Below are 18,886 nucleotides of genomic sequence, written 5' to 3'. Positions count from 1 at the left end.
TTATGGGCCGCAGACCGGGAAGAAAATCAGGCACAAAAGAAAAGACAATTAAATATTTTGACTATACACTTTTGTTTGTTATTATTTTCTTAGTGTGTTTTGGTCTGGTTATGCTGTACAGCACCAGTTCTTATAATGCACAGATTGAGTATGGCGATGGAACTCATTATCTAAAGCGGCAGGCATTTGCATGCTGCCTTGGATTTGCTGCCATGTTTGTGATTTCCAAGATTGATTATCATGTGTGGAAGAGGCTGTATGGTGTGGCATACATAGGCGCATTTTTACTGTGCGTTTCCGTTATCTTTTTAGGATCGAATGGAAATGGTTCTACCAGATGGTTCCGCCTTGGTCCGCTTTCTTTCCAGCCATCTGAGTTTGCAAAGCTTGCTGTCGTTATTTTTCTTGCAACGGTAATCAGCCGCATGCAAAAGAAGATTGGCAATCTGAAGGAACTGATGAAGGTAATGGTTTTACTGCTTCCGCTGGTTGGACCGGTTGCTTATACGAACTTAAGTACCGCGATTATCATTGTGGGTATCGCAGTGGCAATGGCGTTCGTGGCAAGCCCGAAATATGCGCAGTTTGTGGGAATGGCAATCGCAGTATTCGCTTTCGGAGCAGTCTTTATTGTACTGGCAAGCTATCGTGCAGAACGTATCAAAATCTGGCTCCATCCGGAGAATTATGATAAAGGTTATCAGACCATGCAGGGCTTATATGCCATTGGTTCTGGAGGACTTTTTGGAAAAGGACTTGGTGCCAGTATGCAGAAGCTTGGGTTCGTACCGGAAGCGCAGAATGATATGGTATTTTCCATCATCTGTGAGGAGCTTGGATTATTCGGAGCAATCTGCCTGATTTTGCTGTTTATCTTAATGCTGTGGCGTTTTATGGTAATTGCCAATAATGCGAAAGATTTATATGGTGCATTGCTGGTGGTTGGTATTATGGCTCACATTGCCATTCAGGTAATCCTTAATATCGCCGTTGTAACAAACAGTATTCCAAATACCGGTATCACACTTCCTTTTATCAGTTATGGTGGTACTTCGGCATCATTCCTCTTAGCAGAAATGGGACTTGCGTTAAGTGTTTCCAGAGGAATTCAGTTGGAGGGATAGGATATGATACGAGAAGAGCGCAGAAAGAAGAGAAGAAGAAAACATATCCTGATTGGATTTCTGACTACACTGTTGATTCTGGCACTGGCAGCACTCATTGTAATCAAGGTATTTACCGTAAAAAATGTCGAAGTAGAAGGCAATAAATTATACAGTGATGAGCAGATTAAGGAATGGGTCTTAAATGATGATTATTCCTGGAATACATTATATGTATATTTTAAATATCGTTTCTTTGATACACAGGAAGTTCCGTTTATTGATACGATGGAGGTGAGTGTCAAATCACCGCATACCCTTCATGTAGAAGTATATGAAAAAGGACTGCTGGGCTACTTATATATGGATTCCCTGGGACAGAATGTCTATTTTGACAAAGATGGCTTTGTAGTGGAAATGTCTACAGATGTCATCGAAGGAGTACCGCAGATTACCGGACTGACTTGTGGGGATGCAGTACTTTATGAAAAGCTTGACGTAAGCGGAAAAGATACCCTAAAGGATTTGCTGGCAGTAACCCAGACCTTAAAGAAGTATAATCTGGTTCCGGATACCATCAATTATGATGACCAGGGAAATGTAACCCTGCAGTACGGAACGATTACGGTGAATCTTGGACAGGCAACCAGCCTTACGGAAAAAGTAGTTCGTATGGAGAAAATTATGCCAAATCTGGAAGGACTTACAGGCATTCTTCATCTGGAAGACTGGACAGAAGATACCACAGATATTACTTTTGAAAAGACGGCGTAATTTTTTCAAAAAAACAGAAAATATAGGTTGATTATTTTTACGAAAAATTATATGATAGAGTATATGAGTAAATAAAAGCATACTTTTTATGAGAAATCTGTAAAGCAGATTTCTCATAAATTACATATAGAATGAGGGAGAGAAGGAGGAACTACCTTGCTTGAAATTAAAACAACAGAAGCAGAATCCAGTGCTAAAATTATTGTAATTGGTGTTGGTGGTGCAGGTAATAATGCAGTAAATAGAATGATTGATGAAAATATTGGTGGTGTTGAGTTTGTTGGAGTAAATACCGATAAACAGGCATTACTTTTATGTAAAGCACCTACGTTGATTCAGATTGGTGAGAAGCTTACCAAAGGACTTGGAGCAGGAGCACAGCCGGAGGTTGGAGCCAAAGCTGCAGAAGAGAGTATGGAAGAACTGTCAGCAGCTATTGAAGGTGCAGATATGGTATTCGTAACCTGTGGTATGGGTGGCGGAACCGGTACAGGAGCAGCTCCTGTTGTGGCAAAGATTGCAAAGGATCAGGGAATTCTTACCGTTGGTGTTGTAACTAAGCCGTTTAAATTTGAAGCAAAAGCAAGAATGGTAAATGCTTTAAGCGGTGTTGACAAGCTTCGTGAGAATGTAGATACCTTGATTGTAATTCCAAATGATAAATTATTAGAGATTGTAGACCGCAGAACAACCTTCCCGGATGCATTAAAGAAGGCAGATGAGGTGCTTCAGCAGGCGGTTCAGGGAATCACAGACCTGATTAATATGCCGGCATTGATTAACCTTGACTTCGCAGATGTTCAGACTGTTATGAAGGACAAGGGTCTTGCACATATCGGTATCGGTATGGCTAAGGGTGATGATAAGGCAATTGAGGCAGTCAAACTGGCTGTTACCAGTCCATTGCTCGAGACAACTATTAATGGAGCAAGCCATGTTATTATCAATATTTCCGGTGATATTTCTCTTATGGATGCCAATGATGCAGCAAGCTATGTAGAAGATCTTGCCGGCGATAATGCAAATATTATCTTTGGTGCAAAATATGATGAGACTATGACAGATGCTGCAACGATTACTGTAATTGCAACAGGACTGGAAGAGAATGCAGCAAAAACCACTGCATCTTCTAATCTTATGTCCGGATTGAAATATCCAAATACAGCAGCAACCACCAGACCGGTCATTAATTCCGGACTTGTAAACCGTACTGCTAATGTTACAACCAACAGCAGTTTCGGAGCAACATCTACTCTGGGACAGACTGCTGCACAGCAGCCTGCTCCGGCAGCTTCTCCATTTATTGGAATTACCAAACCAAAGAGACCGGAAAGCACTGTTCATGAGAAGGATATTAAAATTCCGGAGTTCTTAAAGAGTACCAAAAAATAAGAACTATCATTTTGAAAAGGATAGCAATAAAATTATAGTGTAAGAGTAGAAAAGGAATTTGAAGTTCCTATATGATACGACGCTTAGAACATTTGAAATGTACCAGATACTGGTGACAGTCATTGTTCTAAGCGTTTTTTTTGCGTTGTCAGGTATCCGTAAGAAGCTGCCGGTGGCAGCTTCTGCAGGTAAGATTTGCAGAGTGCATTACGTTTCTTTTGCAACTTCCCTGCCGGGCAGTCGGATTCTGTCAATGAAATGAAAGAATGGCGGCATCTGTTTTGACAAAATATGCAGAGGAAAGTTTGTATAATGCAGGAAAGGAAGGGAGGTGGCATGTATTTATGAGATATATTTAGATGTTCTTTTTGTCAATAATTTCCTGATGGATGTGCTGAATCTGTTCCTGACAGGCATTTTTTTGCGGAATCTCATACATAAGGGCAGGATACTGCTTGCTGCCTTATTTGGAAGTGGTATGGGAGTCATTTGTTTTCTGATGCTTTCATCCTATAGATTGTATCGGCTGATTATGTATGTACCGGTTCCGCTTGGCATGGTTATGATTGCATTTTTTACGAGGAAACATACGACACAAAGAGTCGCTTTTCTGATAAAAAACTGGCTTGGCTGTTTTTTGTTTTCGATTCTGACAGGAGGCTGCATGCAGTGGCTCAATAAGAGCCTTTTTTATGGGCGGCATTTTTATCTGGCAATGGTGCTGACGGCGGGAATTGCTGTGTCAGCATCCATAATATGGCGCAGCAGAAAGGAGAGAAGCCGGCATCTTTATCAGGTGCGTCTTTGTTATCATGAACATGAATTGCTGTTAGAAGCCTATTATGATACCGGAAATCTGCTGATCGACCCCTATGTTGGAAAACCGGTCAGTATCATAGATAAAGAGCTTCTGATGCCGATTTTCCGGGAAGATGAGCCGGTAGTACGACTGTTGCCATTTAGCAGTATGGGAGAGAAAAACGGCTTGGTAGAAGCACTTACCGTAGAAGAACTTTATATTAAAGAAGGAAAAAAAGAACGGCAGATTTTACAGGCGGTGATTGCACTTGGAAGTCCATCGTTGTTTCAAAAGAAGGAATATCAGATGATTTTAAATTGCCATCTGCTATAGGATGGAATGTGAATAAGAGAGGAAAGAGGAGTTGTAATGTATTTAAAAGTAGATATACCGGAGCATTTTCAGTTTCGCATTGTGCGTAGTTTAAAAGATATGCTGCTTCGTAAGGAGACGGAGATTCACTATATCGGAGGGGCAGAAGTGCTGCCGCCACCGCTTCCGGCGAAAGAGGAAATGGAATGTATCGGACAATTGGTGAAGGAGCAGAGTGAGACTGCAAGAAAGAAATTAATCGAGCATAATCTGAGGCTTGTAGTATACATAGCGAAGAAATTTGACAATACGGGAGTAGGAGTGGAGGATTTGATTTCTATTGGAACCATCGGATTAATCAAGGCAATTAATACTTTTAATCCGGAAAAAAATATCAAGCTTGCAACCTATGCCTCCCGATGTATTGAAAATGAAATTCTGATGTATCTGCGTAGAAATAATAAGACGAAATTAGAGGTATCCATTGATGAGCCGTTAAATGTGGACTGGGACGGAAATGAATTACTACTTTCGGATATTTTAGGAACAGATGAAGATGTCATTTACCGGGATATTGAGACTGAGGTTGAAAAGAAGCTTTTGAATAAAGCAATTGAGCATTTAAGCGGCAGGGAGCGGACGATTATTGAACTGCGGTTTGGCATCAATTCGAAAAATGATAATGAACTGACCCAGAAAGAGGTGGCGGATTTATTAGGAATTTCCCAGTCCTATATTTCCAGGCTGGAGAAAAAGATTATGAAACGATTGAAGAAAGAAATTGTGCGATTTGAATAAAAAAGGAATAAAATGTATACATTTTTTGTCCAATATGATAAAATAATACTATCATAAGTTCGACAATAAAGAGATGGCGAGGAGATGGTATTATGTTATTGGAGTTTTTAGGGGCTGCACATGAAGTAACTGGAAGTTGTCATTTTCTGCAATGTCAGGATAAGCGGATACTGGTGGATTGTGGTATGGAGCAGGGACCGGATTTATATGTGAATCAGGAGATTCCGGTGAATGCATCTAATATTGATTATGTGTTTGTAACACATGCCCATATTGACCATTCAGGCTTACTTCCATTGCTGTATAGTCATGGATTCCGGGGACAGATATTTGCGACAACAGCAACCAGCGAACTTTGTAATATCATGTTAAAGGACAGTGCACACATCCAGATGTTTGAAGCAGAGTGGAGAAACCGTAAGGCTAGGAGAGCCGGATTACCGGAAGTAGTGCCTCTTTACGATATGGATGATGCACAGGGGGTTTTAGAGCATTTTGTAGCATGTGATTACAATAAAATCATTGAAATCTGTGATGGAGTAAAAATCCGGTTTGTAGATGCAGGACATCTTCTTGGTTCATCCAGCATTGAGGTATGGCTGACGGAAGAAGATAAGACCGTGAAAATTGTATTTTCCGGAGATATCGGTCATGGCAATAAGCCATTGATTAAAAATCCGCAGTTTATCGATGAAGCAGATTATGTATTGATTGAATCAACTTATGGTGACCGGATACATGCAGATCCGCCGGATTATGCACCGGAACTTGCGGCAGTAATTAAGCGGACATTTGCAAGAGGTGGTAATCTTGTCATTCCGGCATTTTCTGTAGGTCGTACACAGGAAATGCTATATCATCTGCGACGGATTAAGACAGAACATCTGCTGCCGGAGTTTGAAGATTTTGAGGCCTATATCGACAGCCCGCTGGCTGTGGAGGCAACAAATATTTTCCATAAGAGTGTAGAAGACTGCTTCTCTGATGAGGCAAAGAAATTAGTGGAGCAGGGTATTAATCCGATTGGATTCCCGGGACTGAAAACGTCTGTTACCAGTGATGAATCCAAAATGATTAACTTCAGCAAGAAACCATTGGTTATCATTTCTGCTTCCGGTATGTGTGAGGCTGGCCGTATCCGCCATCATTTAAAACATAATTTGTGGAGACCGGAAAGCACGATTCTGTTTGTAGGATATCAGGTACCTGGAACCTTGGGTCATGCACTTTTGAATGGAGCCAAAGAAGTAAAACTTTTCGGTGAAAATATTCAGGTACATGCAGAAATTTTAAATCTTCCTGGTATCAGTGGCCATGCAGACCGTGATATGCTGACAAAATGGGCATCTGCATTTAAAAATCCACCAAAGCGTGTCTTTGTGGTACATGGTGAGGATAAGGTCTGTGATGAATTTGCAGAGCATCTGCATACGGAATTAGGCTATCAGGCGGTTGCACCATATAGTGGTGATACCTATGACTTATTAGAAAATGTCTGTGTTCATGAAGGAACCCGTGAACTGGTTGAAAAGAAGAAAGACAAACTGGCAAAGGCATCCTCTAATGTGTTTGCAAGACTGCTGGCGGCGGGTCAGAGGCTGCTTAGTGTCATTCAGAAGAATGAAGGTATCCCAAATAAAGATCTTGCGAAATTTGCTGACCAGATTAATTCTCTGGCAGATAAGTGGGACAGATAGGAAGTTGAAAAGGAACTTGGAAATAAAGAAATAGAAAAGTATCATGAAAAGTAACCAGAAAAGACATTCGTATCCGGGAAAATGCCTGTGCGGATGTCTTTTTTTACTCGAGAAACTCGCAAAGCGTGTTTCTCGCTACTTGCTGTCAAGCATTTACAAATGACTATGGAAAAAGAAGAAATATTCCGATATATAAGTGTAAGATAAAATGCAAGGAACAGATTACGAAATCAGGAGGAGATGCGATGGCAGTCAGACTGAATTTATTTTCCAATACGGAGCAGGATACAAAGAAGGTATCTACGGTGGAGGAATTGCCGCAGTATATGCTGAAATGCATTTATGATAATAATGTGGCAGAAGAAAGTGAAGAAGCAAAGCAGGAAAAAATGGCAAAAATCAAGCGGAAATTAGAGGCAGGAAAGAAACTGACCAAAGAAGAACTTTCCTGGCTTCAAAGAAATGACCCCATTGCCTATGCCCATGCAATACGTGTTCAGATGATTGCAGAGGAAGTGGAGAAAGAACTGAAAGCTGCAAAGAGCAAAGAAGAAGCAAATCGTATTGTTTCCACCGCTGTTTCCGGTATATCGGACGATGACCCGGATAAGGAATATATTGTGGCTGCGGTAAACAGAGTGTCAGATGAATTTCATAAATCCGGTGCCTATAGCAGACTGCCGGGAACTCAGGAAAGTGCAGAAAAGAGAAAACAGAAAAAGAAAAATGGGATTTCTTTCAAGAGAGAGGATGAAAAGGAAGAACTGATGAACTGGAGTCCGTTGCAGGAAGTCGTTGAGAAACTGCCGACATTTACAGCAGGAGCATAGGATAAAATAAAAATCCGCATATCAGAGTATATCTGGTATGCGGATTTTTGATGAAATCGCATTAATATCCTAATTCTTCTCCGATGAGAATTACTTTAATTCTTCCCGGAATACCACTTCTTCTTGTGATAACAACCTGATTGCAGATACACTCCGGTGAGAGGCAGTCTGCGCACATTCCGGTGAGTGCACATGGTGTTTTCTTATTAAGACGGATGCAGTTGGCAGGAGTAGCAGTATTATGTACCCGGTCAAGAGCTTCGTCAACTGTTTTTACAACCTTATTCATACCGGCCATAACGATGACTTCCTTCGGGCCATAGATGAGTGCTGCAACCCGGTTGCCATTTCCGTCAATATTGACAAGCTGTCCGTCAGAAGTGATTGCATTGGAACTCATAAAATAATAATCTGCATTCAGACACTGATGATAAATTGCAGTTGTTTCTTCCGGTGTGGCAGCTTTGCTTCTGTCATAAAGTGTGATGTCAGTCCTATTTTGCAGAGCAACCATCATACCACTTTCGGTTAAAGTCATGGAACCGCCAAAACCAACGGTTGCCTGTGTCGGCAGCATGGAAGTGGCAAGTGCAACGGCTTCTTCTTTGGTGGCACAGTAATATGCGTCAATCTGTCTTTTCTTGAATTTTTCAATCATGGACGTAGCGAGTGTTTCATAAAATTGTTTCTTTGGATCCATAAAGATACCTCCTTGATGCGTAAGTGTATGGTGAGAAAAATTCTTAATATACACCATACAAAATATATTACATCATAGGATGGGGATTTGGCAATCCGAAAAGTCAGATAGATTGTTTCATTGACAAAAAACATAAATGAGCACAAAATGGGTACAAATAAAGGATAAAAGATACATGTAAGAAAAGAGGAACCAAATGCAAAATAAAATTACAATAGAAGAATGCCAGAAATTATTAGAGCAGAATCCCTTTGGAAGTCTGCTGCAGATGAAGATAACAGAAGCAGAGCTTGGAAGGGTAAAGGCAGAACTTCCATTCAAAAAAGAGTTTACAAATATCTATGGAGATTTGCACGGCGGAGTACTGTATTCGGCAGTGGATACCATATGCGGGATTGCGGCAGGAACCTATGGATATTATGTGACTACTGTGGACGGACAGATCCGCTATTTAAAAGCGGCGCGTGCAACAGAATATGTTACATGCACCGCCAAAGTGGTAAAACCCGGAAGAAACATTACGGTAGTATCATTTGAAATTATGGATTCCAATGGAATGCTTTTAAATACCGGTGATTTTAGCTTTTATAATCTGAAAGAAAAAGAGATTTTATAAATTTTCATTTTTTAATGCATCCATGGTATTTTCAGAAGAAAGCTTACGCATGGAATAAATCATAGTTGCAGCAACCACTGTAAATACACTGCCAATAGCAATCACGAAGCTGTACCATGGAATAAAGAAACCAAAGTCAATGCCATCACAGACTGCCTGATAAATAAGCCAGGTGATTCCGATGGAAACCGGAAGTCCGTAAAGAAGCCCTTTGCAGCCATAGAGCAGACATTCAAACTGCATCATTTTGCGGAAGCCTTTCGGAGAAAGACCGATGGATTTTAACATGGCAAATTCACGTTTCCGTAAAATAATATTGGTAGAAATTGTGTTAAATACATTGGCGGCCGCTATCAGGGAAATCAATGTAATAAATCCATAAGAGAAAATATTGATAACGGTAATTATAGCACGCTCACTTTCAATGGAATCCATATAGTCATAGATATCAGCTGAAATATTTTCGCTGTCAAAGAGCGTATTTAAATCTGTCTGTACCTGTTTGTGATTATCTGTCTTTATATAGTATGAATTTCCAAGTGTGCTATCCGGGTTCTGGCTGAGTGCCTGCCAGAGAGCATCCTTACAGGAATATGGAAAAATAAATTTCGCATAATCGGAAGGAGCACTGACACCGAAAGGAATTGTATCACTGAAAGCACCAGCGGTGACGGTGCAGGTATTTTTCACATCTTCGTCCAAAGCGGATAATACAATATCCTGCGAAGAAGGATTGGCGAAAATATTAATGTCATAGTATTTGTCATTGAATACATGAAGCCGGTCTATCAATACACCCGTTGGATGATCAGAATTCTGATAATCGGAAGAATTTTCGCCGATTTCTTTTAAATAATCTTCAAATAAATAATCCTCCACAAAATAAATCAAAGTGGTAAGCTCGTAGGAGTCATCTGCCGGGAGTGTATTGCTGTAATAAGCCTGTTCATAATCAGAATAGAAACTTTCAAATTCTTTCGAACAGTCTTCTTTGGCTACAGTAAAGCAGGCAGCGAAGCTGGCACCGTAAGAAGCCTTATCTACACCATCTAAAGCACGGATTTTTGTTAAAAGCGTATCCGGGTCATAGTTATTTTCGGAATATATTGTGCAGGAAAGTTCATAACCGTTTCCGTTATAAATGCTGCCGGCGGAACGTGTCAGATAAGCACAAAAGCTGCTGGCAGAAATAAACAGTACAATACTTAAGAAAAGTGAGATAACAGTAGCACGGTATTTGCTGCGGCTTCGTTTATAGTTTTTGGCAGCAAGCATTCCTTCAAAGCCAAATAATTTTTCCGTAAGTGGAAATGTATGCACTTTTTTGGAACGGATGTTAATATCACTGGTCTGTCGGATGGCTTCTAAGGCAGATAACTTCATGGATTTCCGTGCCGGCAGGTAAGCAGAAATCAATACCGTAATAAAAGCGAGGGTGACGGCAATCACAATTCCGGCAACGGATGGCTGCAGGGTCAGGTGCAGTGTGGTGTCACTTCGGTACAGTATGGCAAGAGTATCACCGGTGAAATAGAAGGTAATGCCAATTCCAACTAAACCGAAGAAGATTCCAAGCGGAATACCGATAAGACACAGGAAAGCCGCTTCAAACAGGATGCTGTGAATCATCTGGTGTCTGGTTGCACCAAGGGATGAAAGCAGACCAAACTGTCTGGTTCGTTCGCTGATAGAAATGGAAAATGCATTATAAATCAGTGAGATAGAACCAAGTACGATAATTGCAATCAAAATAACCGCAAGACTGGTGACGGTGCGGTTTAAGGAATCCTCCATGGATGCTCCGTCAAGCCGCAGTAAATCATAGTTCATGGTATAAGAATATGGCGCATGCTGCTCTAAAAAACTGGATACATCCTTGCTGTTATAAAGACAGAAGTAGATATCCTGATAGGATGTCCGGGCAGAAGAGAGAGTCAGTGCTGTATAACCCGGAGCATGAAAGCTTTCAAAGGAAGGTCTGCTGTAAAAACCTACCACCTGATAGGTTTTTGGTTCCGTATTTGTGATGGTTTCTAACGGAATTACTTTTCCGTCTTTGGATTTTTCTGACTTATTACCAAGCAGTGAAGTGTTATTATCTAAAACAAAACCGTCTTCATCGACACGTTCTCCGACATCCAGGGTAATTTCATCATTTAAGTTATAAGCAATGCCTCCGTCATAGGCAAGGTGCTCTGGAAGCAGAAGCTCAGAATCGTTTTCCGGCATCCGTCCTTTCGTGATGTGTACTGGAAGAAGAGTAGTAATATCATCCGTTACACCGCAGATATAAAGGTATGGTTTGTATTGGTTGGCGGAATCTTTAAGATCGGCATATCCAATATATTTTAAAGAAACAGAAGACTCGATTTCATCATGGGAGAGAAAATCTTTTGACTCTGATTGGGTGACACGAAAAGCGGCACCCTGCCAGCTTCCTTCGGTATCAATGGTATATTCCTTCATAAATGCATGAAGAGAGCTGATGCTGCTGGTAACTGCGGTAAACATGGCAGTAGAAAGAATAATTCCGATAATCGTGACGATGGTACGGGTTTTATTCTTCTTTAAGTTGGTGAGTGTGATTTTGTGGAAGATATTCATGCACGAATCACCTCATCCCGTGTAATTTTGCCGTCTTCAATGGCAATGATGCGGTCTGCCTGAAGGGCAATGTTTTCATCATGGGTAATGACAATTAAGGTCTGGTTAAATTTCTGGTTGGAATATTTTAAGAGTTCCACAATTTCCTGGCTGTTTTTGGAATCTAAGTTTCCGGTAGGTTCATCGGCTAAAACCACAGCAGGAGCGTTCATTAATGCACGACCGATGGAGACACGCTGCTGCTGACCACCGGAAAGCTGGTTTGGAAGATGATTTTCCCGTCCTTTTAAAGAGAGAATTTCCAGCAGTTCATTTAAATGTTCTTTGTTGACCGGGCGTCCATCCATGCGGACAGGAAGTGTCATATTTTCAACGACATTCAGTACCGGAATCAGATTATAGAACTGATAAATCAGCCCGACCTGCCGTCTGCGGAAGATGGCAAGCTGTTCCTCCTTTTGTGCGTAGACATCAGTGCCCTCCATATAGACTTTGCCGGAGGTTGGTGTATCGACACCGCCTAAAATGTGAAGCAGTGTGGATTTGCCGGAACCGGATGGCCCGATGATAGCGAGAAATTCGCCTTTGTTGACAGAAAAAGAAACGTGGTCTAGGGCAACCACCTGATTTTCTCCTGTTCCATAGATTTTGGTGAGATTTTCAGCTCGTAAGATTTCCATAAGTAACTCCTTTCCATTTGATGCGATTCTAATGAGAAGTATAAGCATCCCGGATGACAGGAGCATGACTTTTCAGTGACAGTTCTGTCACTTTTTATAGAATTTCAGGATAAAACGTGCACCGCCTTCTTTACGGTTTTCTGCTTTTAAGGTTCCATTTTCTTTGGAAACAATCATACGGGAGAGGGAAAGACCGATGCCAATGCTCTGACCGGTGGCATTTTTTCCTTTGTAAAAGCGTTCAAAAAGATGCGGGATATCTTCTGGCAGAAAACCACTTCCATTGTCTTCAATCACGATAGAAACATAGATTGGATTGTCGGTAACCATAACATCAATCCTGCCACCGGAAGGCGTGTGCTCCATGCAGTTCTTTAAGATGTTTCCAAGGGCTTCCGCCGTCCATCGTAAATCCGTAGAAAAAGAAAAATCCTTCGGCTCTATGGTTTCATGATACTGGATATCGCGAAGTTCCAATGGAATAAGCAAAGGTGCAGCCGCAGTGGAGAGCAGTTCTTTGGCAGAAGTTTCGGTCTGGTGAAAAGTAATGGTTCCAGCGTCCATGGAAGATAATTTTAATAAAGTTTCAATGAGCCAGTCCATCCGGTCAATTAACATGGATAATTCCCGCAGGGATTCCCGTCGCTTCTCATCGGAAAGAGCCGGTTCTTTTAAGAGAGTCAGCAAAAGACGGATGGAAGTAAGGGGAGAGCGGAGCTGATGGGAAATATCAGCCATGGCATCCGCAAGATATTTTTTATCGTTTTCAAGAGCCTGATTCTGTTCCGCAAGGCGTCTGGTCAGCTTGGCAAGCTCATTTTGTAAAATTGCAAGTTCTCCTTCCATATAGTCGCTGAAATCACCACTGCTGTTACTGTGCAGCATCGCATCTAACTGCTGACTTAAGGATTCCACCTTCCGGTAACGTTTTCTGGTGAAAATAATAAAAATAAGAATGAAAATAAGTGATGCAAAAAGGATGATTACACCACAGATGGTATCAAAATAAAATCCGATACCTGCAAAGATAAAGCATACAAGCAGTTGCAGAAACAGGCATTTTTTGATTTCGGGATTGCGTAAAAATTTCATAAAGACTCCTTTGGGAAAATACATTTTCATCGGTTATTATGGTACTCATATTTATAACAGGCGTTTTTTGCAGTTCAATTAGTCACCAAGCTTATAGCCCAGTCCGCGGATGGTTTTGATATATTCCGGGTGTGCCGGGTCGGCTTCGATTTTTTCCCGGAGCCTTTTGATGTAGACGGTAAGGGTATTATCATTTACAAATTCCCCTGCCATATCCCAAAGTTCATCTAAGAGACGGCTTCGTGTAAGGACAATGCCCTGGTTGGAAAGAAAGAGTAAAAGCAGCCGGTATTCCAGGGCGGAAAGAGTCAGTTCCACATTATTCTTATAGACCAGTCCACGTACGGTATCAGCTTTCAGTTCATGATATTCCAACGGCTGGCTGCCACGGTGACAGCGGCGGAGAACACTGTTCATTCTGGAAATCAGTTCTCTCGGCCGGAAGGGCTTGGGAATATAATCATCGGCACCAAGGTCAAGCCCGGCAACCACACTATATTCATCATCCGATGCCGTCAGAAAAATGACAGGAATATCAGAGTTTGCCTTGATGGCACTGCACAAAGAAAAGCCGCTTCCATCCGGCAGGGAGACATCAAGCAGCGCTAAGTCAAAGTGATACTGCCCGGAATCTAATAAATCGATGGTTTCCTTTTGGTTATTCGCAGAAGTAACCTGAAAACCCTCCTGATTCAGGAAAGTGCGTAAATTGGAAACGATACTTGTATCATCATCTACAAGAAGTACATGTGTCATGTTTTCTTCTCCTTACAATTAATTTATAGAAGGCGCGGATTGACAACGGGAGCACTTGCTAAAATAATTCTGTTATCCAAAGGATATTTGTTTTGGATATAAAATACCGTAGTTCTAAGCTGCATATTTTGCTTTTGCCTGTAAAAACCGTCTTTCCAATGTTTGACAGTCTATCTGTACCGTCCGTCGAAGTGCGGATGCCTAAGAAGGGCTGTTAGGGGCACTTGGAATTTCGTCCGGCAACAGGCAACGCTGGCACATGGACGTGCCAGCGAGGTGCATATGAACATGGATGTGAATTTGCACCGGTTGCCGGACAAAATATTTTGCCTGCCGAAATTCCTAGTGCCCCTTGCAGGTCTTATACCGCATCCGCACCCGGCGGACAGTGCAGATATCCGGTCAAAGCAAGCGGAAAGACAGTTTATCATCAAGCAAAACATGCAGCTAAGAACAACTGGCATTTTCCATCCCATAAACAAATATCTTTCGGATAACCGAAATTATTTTATGCAGGCAGCTTTTTCAATCCGCCACGTTTATAAAAGTCATTGTAGCATAAAGAAACTTGCATTTGCAAAAGAAACAGTATAAGATGGACAGTTGTGATGAAAAATAAGCTGGTAAAGGCAAGAGGGATAGACAGATGAAGCAGAATTTAAAGAAAATGATTTCTTATTATAAACCATATCTTGGCGTATTTTTTATCGATATGTTTTTTGCACTGTTAGCAGCAGTGGCGGCACTGGTGATTCCGCTGATTGTACGGTATATTACATCAACAGTGGTATATCTGCCGGAGCAGGATGCAGTAAAGACAATCGGAAAGCTTGCTTTGTTTATGGTGGCGTTGGTAGCCATTCAGTGTTACAGCAATTATTATATTTCTAATAATGGTCATGTAATGGGTGCCAAAATAGAATATGATATGCGGGCAGAAATATTTGCTCATTATCAGAAACTGTCCTTTGCATTTTATGATAATCAGAAGGTCGGACAACTGATGGCGAGAATTACCACGGACCTTTTTGATATCAGCGAACTGCTGCACCATGGACCGGAAAATATTGTGATTTCCCTGATTAAGATAATTGGTGCATTTGTTATTATGATGGGAATCAGTCCGAAGCTTACAGTGGCGGCATTTGCACTGGTACCGTTTATGATAGCGTATGCATATTTCTTTAATAAGCGTATGAAAAAGGCATTCCGGCAGAACCGTATTAAGATAGCGGATATCAATAGCCAGATAGAGGACAACCTTTCCGGTATCCGCGTAGTAAAATCCTTTGCTAATGAAGAAGTCGAACAGGAAAAATTCAGCCGCGGAAACAAAGGCTTCTTAGATGCCAAGAAGAACAGCTATCTCTTTATGGGTGGTTATCAGGCGGGACTGACTGCATTTACCACGTTGATTACCGTAGTAGTGGTGATTGCCGGAGCACTGTGGATTCCGGGTGGCAGTGTGAGTATTACGGATTTGATTACGTTCCTTTTATATATCAATGTATTTACCGAGCCGGTTAAGACGCTGATTGATTTTACCGAGCAGTTCCAGAATGGATATTCCGGCTTTGAACGGTTTATGGAGATTCTTTCCATTGAACCGGATATTTCGGATGAGGAAAATGCCATTGTCATGGAAAATGTGCGGGGAGAAGTAGAATTTCAGGATGTTTCCTTCCGGTATGAAGAACATTTAAGCCGCGTTTTAAGACATATAAATCTGAAAGTTCCGGCTGGAAGCTATGTGGCACTGGTGGGAACTTCAGGTGCCGGAAAGACAACCCTTTGCAGCCTGATACCAAGATTTTATGATGTGTCAGAGGGCAGAATTTTAATTGATGGCTGTGATATCCGCCACTATAAATTAAAAAGTTTAAGAGACCACATTGGCATTGTCCAGCAGGATGTTTATTTGTTTGCCGGAACCATTTTTGAAAATATTGCTTATGGCAAACCGGATGCGACAAGGCAAGAAGTCATTGAGGCAGCAAAGAATGCCAATGCCCATGAATTTATTTTATCACTGCCGGATGGTTATGATACAGATATCGGACAGCGGGGTGTAAAACTTTCCGGCGGTCAGAAACAGCGGCTCTCCATTGCCCGGGTATTTTTAAAGAATCCGCCGATTCTTATTTTTGATGAAGCAACCTCAGCACTGGATAACGAAAGCGAAAAGGTGGTACAGGAATCACTAGAGAAGCTGGCGAAGAACCGGACAACATTTGTAATTGCCCACAGGCTTTCTACGATAGAAAATGCAGGGCGTATTCTGGTGCTGACTGAGCATGGAATCGAAGAAGAGGGCACCCATGAGGAGCTGCTTGCACGGAATGGAATTTATGCAGGGCTTTATCATACCCATTGATATTGAGAAAAGCTATTTATAAAATTTGTATGAAGTTCACGCGGTTTGCTTGAGAAATTTTACTTTTTCTGCTATATTGCAATAGGTAGACAAATCAATTCAGTGTGAAATACACTTTAATTATTAGAAAGAAGGATGTTAAAATGACAAAAATTGATATTATTTCAGGCTTCTTAGGAGCTGGAAAGACCACATTTATCAAGAAAATGATAGAAGAGGCTTTTGTTGGTGAGAAGCTGGTACTGATTGAAAATGAATTTGGTGAAGTCGGTATCGACGGCGGATTCTTAAAGGATTCCGGCATTGAGATTACCGAGATGAACTCAGGATGTATCTGCTGTTCCCTAGTAGGAGACTTTGGAAAGAACTTAAATGAAGTAATTACTAAATTCCATCCGGACCGTATCTTAATCGAGCCGTCAGGAGTTGGTAAACTTTCTGACGTAATGAAATCTGTTATTGATGTAGAAAAAGAGCAGGATGTGAAATTAAATGCACTGGTTACAGTTGTAAATGCAAAGAAAGCATCCAAACAGATGAAAGCCTTTGGCGAATTCTTCAATAACCAGATTGAATTTGCAACAACAATCGTATTAAGCAGAACCCAGAGCACAACACCGGAGCAGTTAGAGCTTTGCGTAAAACAGATGCAGGAATTAAATGGCAAGGCTGCAATCATTACAACTCCTTGGGATGCCATCAAAGGTGAGCAGATTCTCAAAGTTATGGAAGGACAGGACTCTCTTGAGATGAAACTTCTTGCAGAGGCACATCATAAAGCAGAAGAGGAAGAACATGAGCACCATCATGACCATGACCACGAAGAACATGAACACGATCACGACCACGAAGAGCATGAGCATCACCACCATCATGACCATGACCACGAGGAGCATGAACACCATCACGATCACGACCATGAGGAGCATGAACATCATCATGAGCATGGCGAGAACTGCACCTGCGGATGCCATGACCATGACCACGAACATCATCATCACCATCATGCAGATGAGGTATTTACAAGCTGGGGCAAAGAGACTCCGCATAAATTTACCTGTGAGAAGATTGAAGAGGTATTAAAGACCTTATCCGAGAGCGAAGAGTATGGCATGATTCTCCGCGCAAAAGGAATGGTAGAGGATGTCAATGGTTCCTGGATTTACTTTGATATGGTTCCGGGCGAGTATGAATTAAGAGATGGAGAGCCGGATTACACCGGAAGACTCTGTGTCATTGGTTCTAAGATTGACGAACACAAGATTGAAGAATTATTCGGCATTGCATAATGCCCGATAGACAGGAAAGGGGAAACCATGCAGGAGATTCCAGTATATTTATTTACCGGATTTATGGACAGCGGTAAGACCACATTAATCAAAGAAACACTCTTTGAAAATGATTTCGGCGGGGACAACCGTACGGTAATTATTGTCTGTGAAGACGGTGATGAAGAATATGATGAAGCAAAATTAAATACCATTAATGCGAAGGTTGCAATGATTGAGGAGCAGGAAGATTTTACAACAGAAACCTTGCAGAAGATTCAGGAAACATACAAACCGGAGCAGATTTTTATTGAGTATAACGGTACCTGGGATATCGCTACTTTGCTTGAAACAAAGATGCCGGATGGCTGGGTAATCGTACAGTCCTTGGCAACCGTAGATGCCACTACATTTGAAATGTATCTTGCTAATATGCGTGCCATGATTATGGAGCAGTTGTTTAAGGCAGATGTAGTAATCTTTAACCGTTGTGATGACAATACACCAAAGGGCAAGTTCCGCCGTGCCGTAAAAGCACAGAACCGTCCGGCACAGATTGTATACGAGCGTGCCGATGGAACAATTGATGAGAGTGCCGATGAAGAACTGCCATTTGACATCAATGCAGATGTCATTGATATTACGGATGCAGATTATGCAATCTGGTATATGGATGCACAGGATAATCCGAAGAAATACGATGGCAAGAAAATCAAATTCCTTGCGTTGGTATATAATCCGGAAAAGATGAGCAGGAAGGGCATGTTCGTGCCGGGACGTTTTGCCATGACCTGTTGTGTAGAGGATGTCCAGTTCTTAGGATTTAAATGCAAATATCCGAAGTCGGAAGAAATCGGTCACAAATCATGGATAAATATTACCGCAGAAGTTCATGTGGAATTTGCCAAGGAATACAGAGGAAAAGGACCTGTCCTTTATCCGGTATCCATCGAGCCGGCAGAGAAGCCGGAAGATGAACTGGTATATTTCTCATAAAAAAGTGTTGACAATGTGAAAGAAAAGTATTATTCTAACTTCAATAAGAGAAACCGTTGAGAAAGAGTAGTAAGCTTGATTGGAAATCAAAGAGA

16 protein-coding genes and 1 other annotated feature (1 of these 17 running past the window's edge) are annotated in these 18,886 nt (G+C 41.5%); of the genes, 11 read left to right on the top strand and 5 right to left on the bottom strand.

Annotated features, from left to right (window positions below; all coding sequences use genetic code 11):
- Positions 1-2: 2 nt before the first annotated feature.
- The 7 genes from ftsW to OCV43_RS11510 all read left to right on the top strand — a co-directional run bounded on the left by ftsW (position 3) and on the right by OCV43_RS11510 (position 7,705).
- A complete protein-coding gene (gene ftsW, locus OCV43_RS11540; RefSeq protein WP_022243366.1) occupies positions 3-1,124 on the top strand; it encodes a putative lipid II flippase FtsW in 1,122 nt (373 codons plus the stop codon).
- 3 nt (positions 1,125-1,127) lie between these two features.
- Positions 1,128-1,877, top strand: a complete 750-nt coding sequence (locus tag OCV43_RS11535; RefSeq protein WP_022243365.1) for a cell division protein FtsQ/DivIB — start codon at positions 1,128-1,130, stop codon at positions 1,875-1,877.
- Between the two features lie 156 nt (positions 1,878-2,033).
- Positions 2,034-3,269, top strand: coding sequence for a cell division protein FtsZ (gene ftsZ / locus OCV43_RS11530; protein ID WP_022243364.1), 1,236 nt, complete (start codon positions 2,034-2,036; stop codon positions 3,267-3,269).
- A 331-nt stretch (positions 3,270-3,600) separates the two neighbouring features.
- Positions 3,601-4,401: a sigma-E processing peptidase SpoIIGA gene (locus OCV43_RS11525; RefSeq protein WP_117947022.1), complete on the top strand. Its 801-nt coding sequence runs from the start codon at positions 3,601-3,603 to the stop codon at positions 4,399-4,401.
- Between the two features lie 36 nt (positions 4,402-4,437).
- Positions 4,438-5,178, top strand: coding sequence for an RNA polymerase sporulation sigma factor SigE (gene sigE, locus OCV43_RS11520; RefSeq protein WP_022243362.1), 741 nt, complete (start codon positions 4,438-4,440; stop codon positions 5,176-5,178).
- 92 nt (positions 5,179-5,270) lie between these two features.
- Positions 5,271-6,875, top strand: a complete 1,605-nt coding sequence (locus tag OCV43_RS11515; RefSeq protein WP_262624155.1) for an MBL fold metallo-hydrolase RNA specificity domain-containing protein — start codon at positions 5,271-5,273, stop codon at positions 6,873-6,875.
- A gap of 245 nt (positions 6,876-7,120) precedes the next feature.
- Complete coding sequence (locus tag OCV43_RS11510) at positions 7,121-7,705, top strand: hypothetical protein (protein ID WP_227700886.1); 585 nt, start codon at positions 7,121-7,123, stop codon at positions 7,703-7,705.
- A gap of 61 nt (positions 7,706-7,766) precedes the next feature.
- Here OCV43_RS11510 and OCV43_RS11505 read toward each other — a convergent pair whose 3' ends face one another.
- Complete coding sequence (locus tag OCV43_RS11505) at positions 7,767-8,405, bottom strand: lactate utilization protein (RefSeq protein WP_262624154.1); 639 nt, start codon at positions 8,403-8,405, stop codon at positions 7,767-7,769.
- A 196-nt stretch (positions 8,406-8,601) separates the two neighbouring features.
- Here OCV43_RS11505 and OCV43_RS11500 point away from each other — a divergent pair, with 196 nt between their 5' ends.
- Positions 8,602-9,021, top strand: a complete 420-nt coding sequence (locus OCV43_RS11500; RefSeq protein ID WP_262624153.1) for a PaaI family thioesterase — start codon at positions 8,602-8,604, stop codon at positions 9,019-9,021.
- On the opposite strand, the gene OCV43_RS11495 is transcribed toward OCV43_RS11500, so the two are convergent.
- From OCV43_RS11495 to OCV43_RS11480, 4 genes are all read right to left on the bottom strand, one after another.
- A complete protein-coding gene (locus tag OCV43_RS11495) occupies positions 9,016-11,625 on the bottom strand; it encodes an ABC transporter permease (RefSeq protein WP_262624152.1) in 2,610 nt (869 codons plus the stop codon). The genes OCV43_RS11500 and OCV43_RS11495 overlap by 6 nt on opposite strands.
- On the bottom strand, positions 11,622-12,305 hold the full coding sequence (locus OCV43_RS11490; RefSeq protein WP_022243356.1) for an ABC transporter ATP-binding protein: 684 nt from the start codon (positions 12,303-12,305) through the stop codon (positions 11,622-11,624). The genes OCV43_RS11495 and OCV43_RS11490 overlap by 4 nt, the downstream gene beginning before the upstream one ends.
- Positions 12,306-12,392: 87 nt before the next feature.
- Positions 12,393-13,397, bottom strand: a complete 1,005-nt coding sequence (locus OCV43_RS11485) for a sensor histidine kinase (RefSeq protein ID WP_262624151.1) — start codon at positions 13,395-13,397, stop codon at positions 12,393-12,395.
- Positions 13,398-13,475: 78 nt separating this feature from the next.
- On the bottom strand, positions 13,476-14,153 hold the full coding sequence (locus OCV43_RS11480; RefSeq protein WP_262624150.1) for a response regulator transcription factor: 678 nt from the start codon (positions 14,151-14,153) through the stop codon (positions 13,476-13,478).
- Positions 14,154-14,799: 646 nt separating this feature from the next.
- Between OCV43_RS11480 and OCV43_RS11475 the strand changes: the two genes are divergently transcribed.
- The 3 genes from OCV43_RS11475 (at position 14,800) to OCV43_RS11465 (ending at position 18,791) form a co-directional block, all read left to right on the top strand.
- Positions 14,800-16,527, top strand: coding sequence for an ABC transporter ATP-binding protein (locus OCV43_RS11475; RefSeq protein WP_262624149.1), 1,728 nt, complete (start codon positions 14,800-14,802; stop codon positions 16,525-16,527).
- Between the two features lie 143 nt (positions 16,528-16,670).
- Positions 16,671-17,816 (top strand): CobW family GTP-binding protein, encoded by a 1,146-nt coding sequence (locus tag OCV43_RS11470; RefSeq protein ID WP_262624148.1) that lies wholly within the window; start codon positions 16,671-16,673, stop codon positions 17,814-17,816.
- A 27-nt stretch (positions 17,817-17,843) separates the two neighbouring features.
- Entirely contained in the window at positions 17,844-18,791 is a 948-nt protein-coding gene (locus tag OCV43_RS11465; RefSeq protein ID WP_022243351.1) for a TIGR03943 family putative permease subunit, read from the top strand.
- Between the two features lie 47 nt (positions 18,792-18,838).
- Positions 18,839-18,886 (top strand) — a binding site (T-box leader); it runs 192 nt beyond the window's last position.

The organism is Roseburia amylophila, from assembly GCF_025567465.1.
GTDB classification, from domain to species: domain Bacteria; phylum Bacillota; class Clostridia; order Lachnospirales; family Lachnospiraceae; genus Roseburia_C; species Roseburia_C amylophila.
Note: the sequence above shows the minus strand (reverse complement) of the source record. Positions and strands in the feature narration are given on the sequence as shown.

Bases quoted from the DNA above. Each gene is read 5' to 3' on its own strand.
- OCV43_RS11490 (WP_022243356.1), bottom strand. From the start codon at position 12,305: ATGGAAATCTTACGAGCTGAAAATCTCACCAAAATCTATGGAACAGGA.
- OCV43_RS11495 (WP_262624152.1), bottom strand. From the start codon at position 11,625: ATGAATATCTTCCACAAAATCACACTCACCAACTTAAAGAAGAATAAA.
- OCV43_RS11515 (WP_262624155.1), top strand. From the start codon at position 5,271: ATGTTATTGGAGTTTTTAGGGGCTGCACATGAAGTAACTGGAAGTTGT.
- OCV43_RS11465 (WP_022243351.1), top strand. From the start codon at position 17,844: ATGCAGGAGATTCCAGTATATTTATTTACCGGATTTATGGACAGCGGT.
- OCV43_RS11480 (WP_262624150.1), bottom strand. From the start codon at position 14,153: ATGACACATGTACTTCTTGTAGATGATGATACAAGTATCGTTTCCAAT.
- OCV43_RS11505 (WP_262624154.1), bottom strand. From the start codon at position 8,405: ATGGATCCAAAGAAACAATTTTATGAAACACTCGCTACGTCCATGATT.
- ftsW (WP_022243366.1), top strand. From the start codon at position 3: ATGGGCCGCAGACCGGGAAGAAAATCAGGCACAAAAGAAAAGACAATT.
- OCV43_RS11510 (WP_227700886.1), top strand. From the start codon at position 7,121: ATGGCAGTCAGACTGAATTTATTTTCCAATACGGAGCAGGATACAAAG.
- sigE (WP_022243362.1), top strand. From the start codon at position 4,438: ATGTATTTAAAAGTAGATATACCGGAGCATTTTCAGTTTCGCATTGTG.
- OCV43_RS11470 (WP_262624148.1), top strand. From the start codon at position 16,671: ATGACAAAAATTGATATTATTTCAGGCTTCTTAGGAGCTGGAAAGACC.
- OCV43_RS11485 (WP_262624151.1), bottom strand. From the start codon at position 13,397: ATGAAATTTTTACGCAATCCCGAAATCAAAAAATGCCTGTTTCTGCAA.
- OCV43_RS11500 (WP_262624153.1), top strand. From the start codon at position 8,602: ATGCAAAATAAAATTACAATAGAAGAATGCCAGAAATTATTAGAGCAG.
- OCV43_RS11535 (WP_022243365.1), top strand. From the start codon at position 1,128: ATGATACGAGAAGAGCGCAGAAAGAAGAGAAGAAGAAAACATATCCTG.
- OCV43_RS11475 (WP_262624149.1), top strand. From the start codon at position 14,800: ATGAAGCAGAATTTAAAGAAAATGATTTCTTATTATAAACCATATCTT.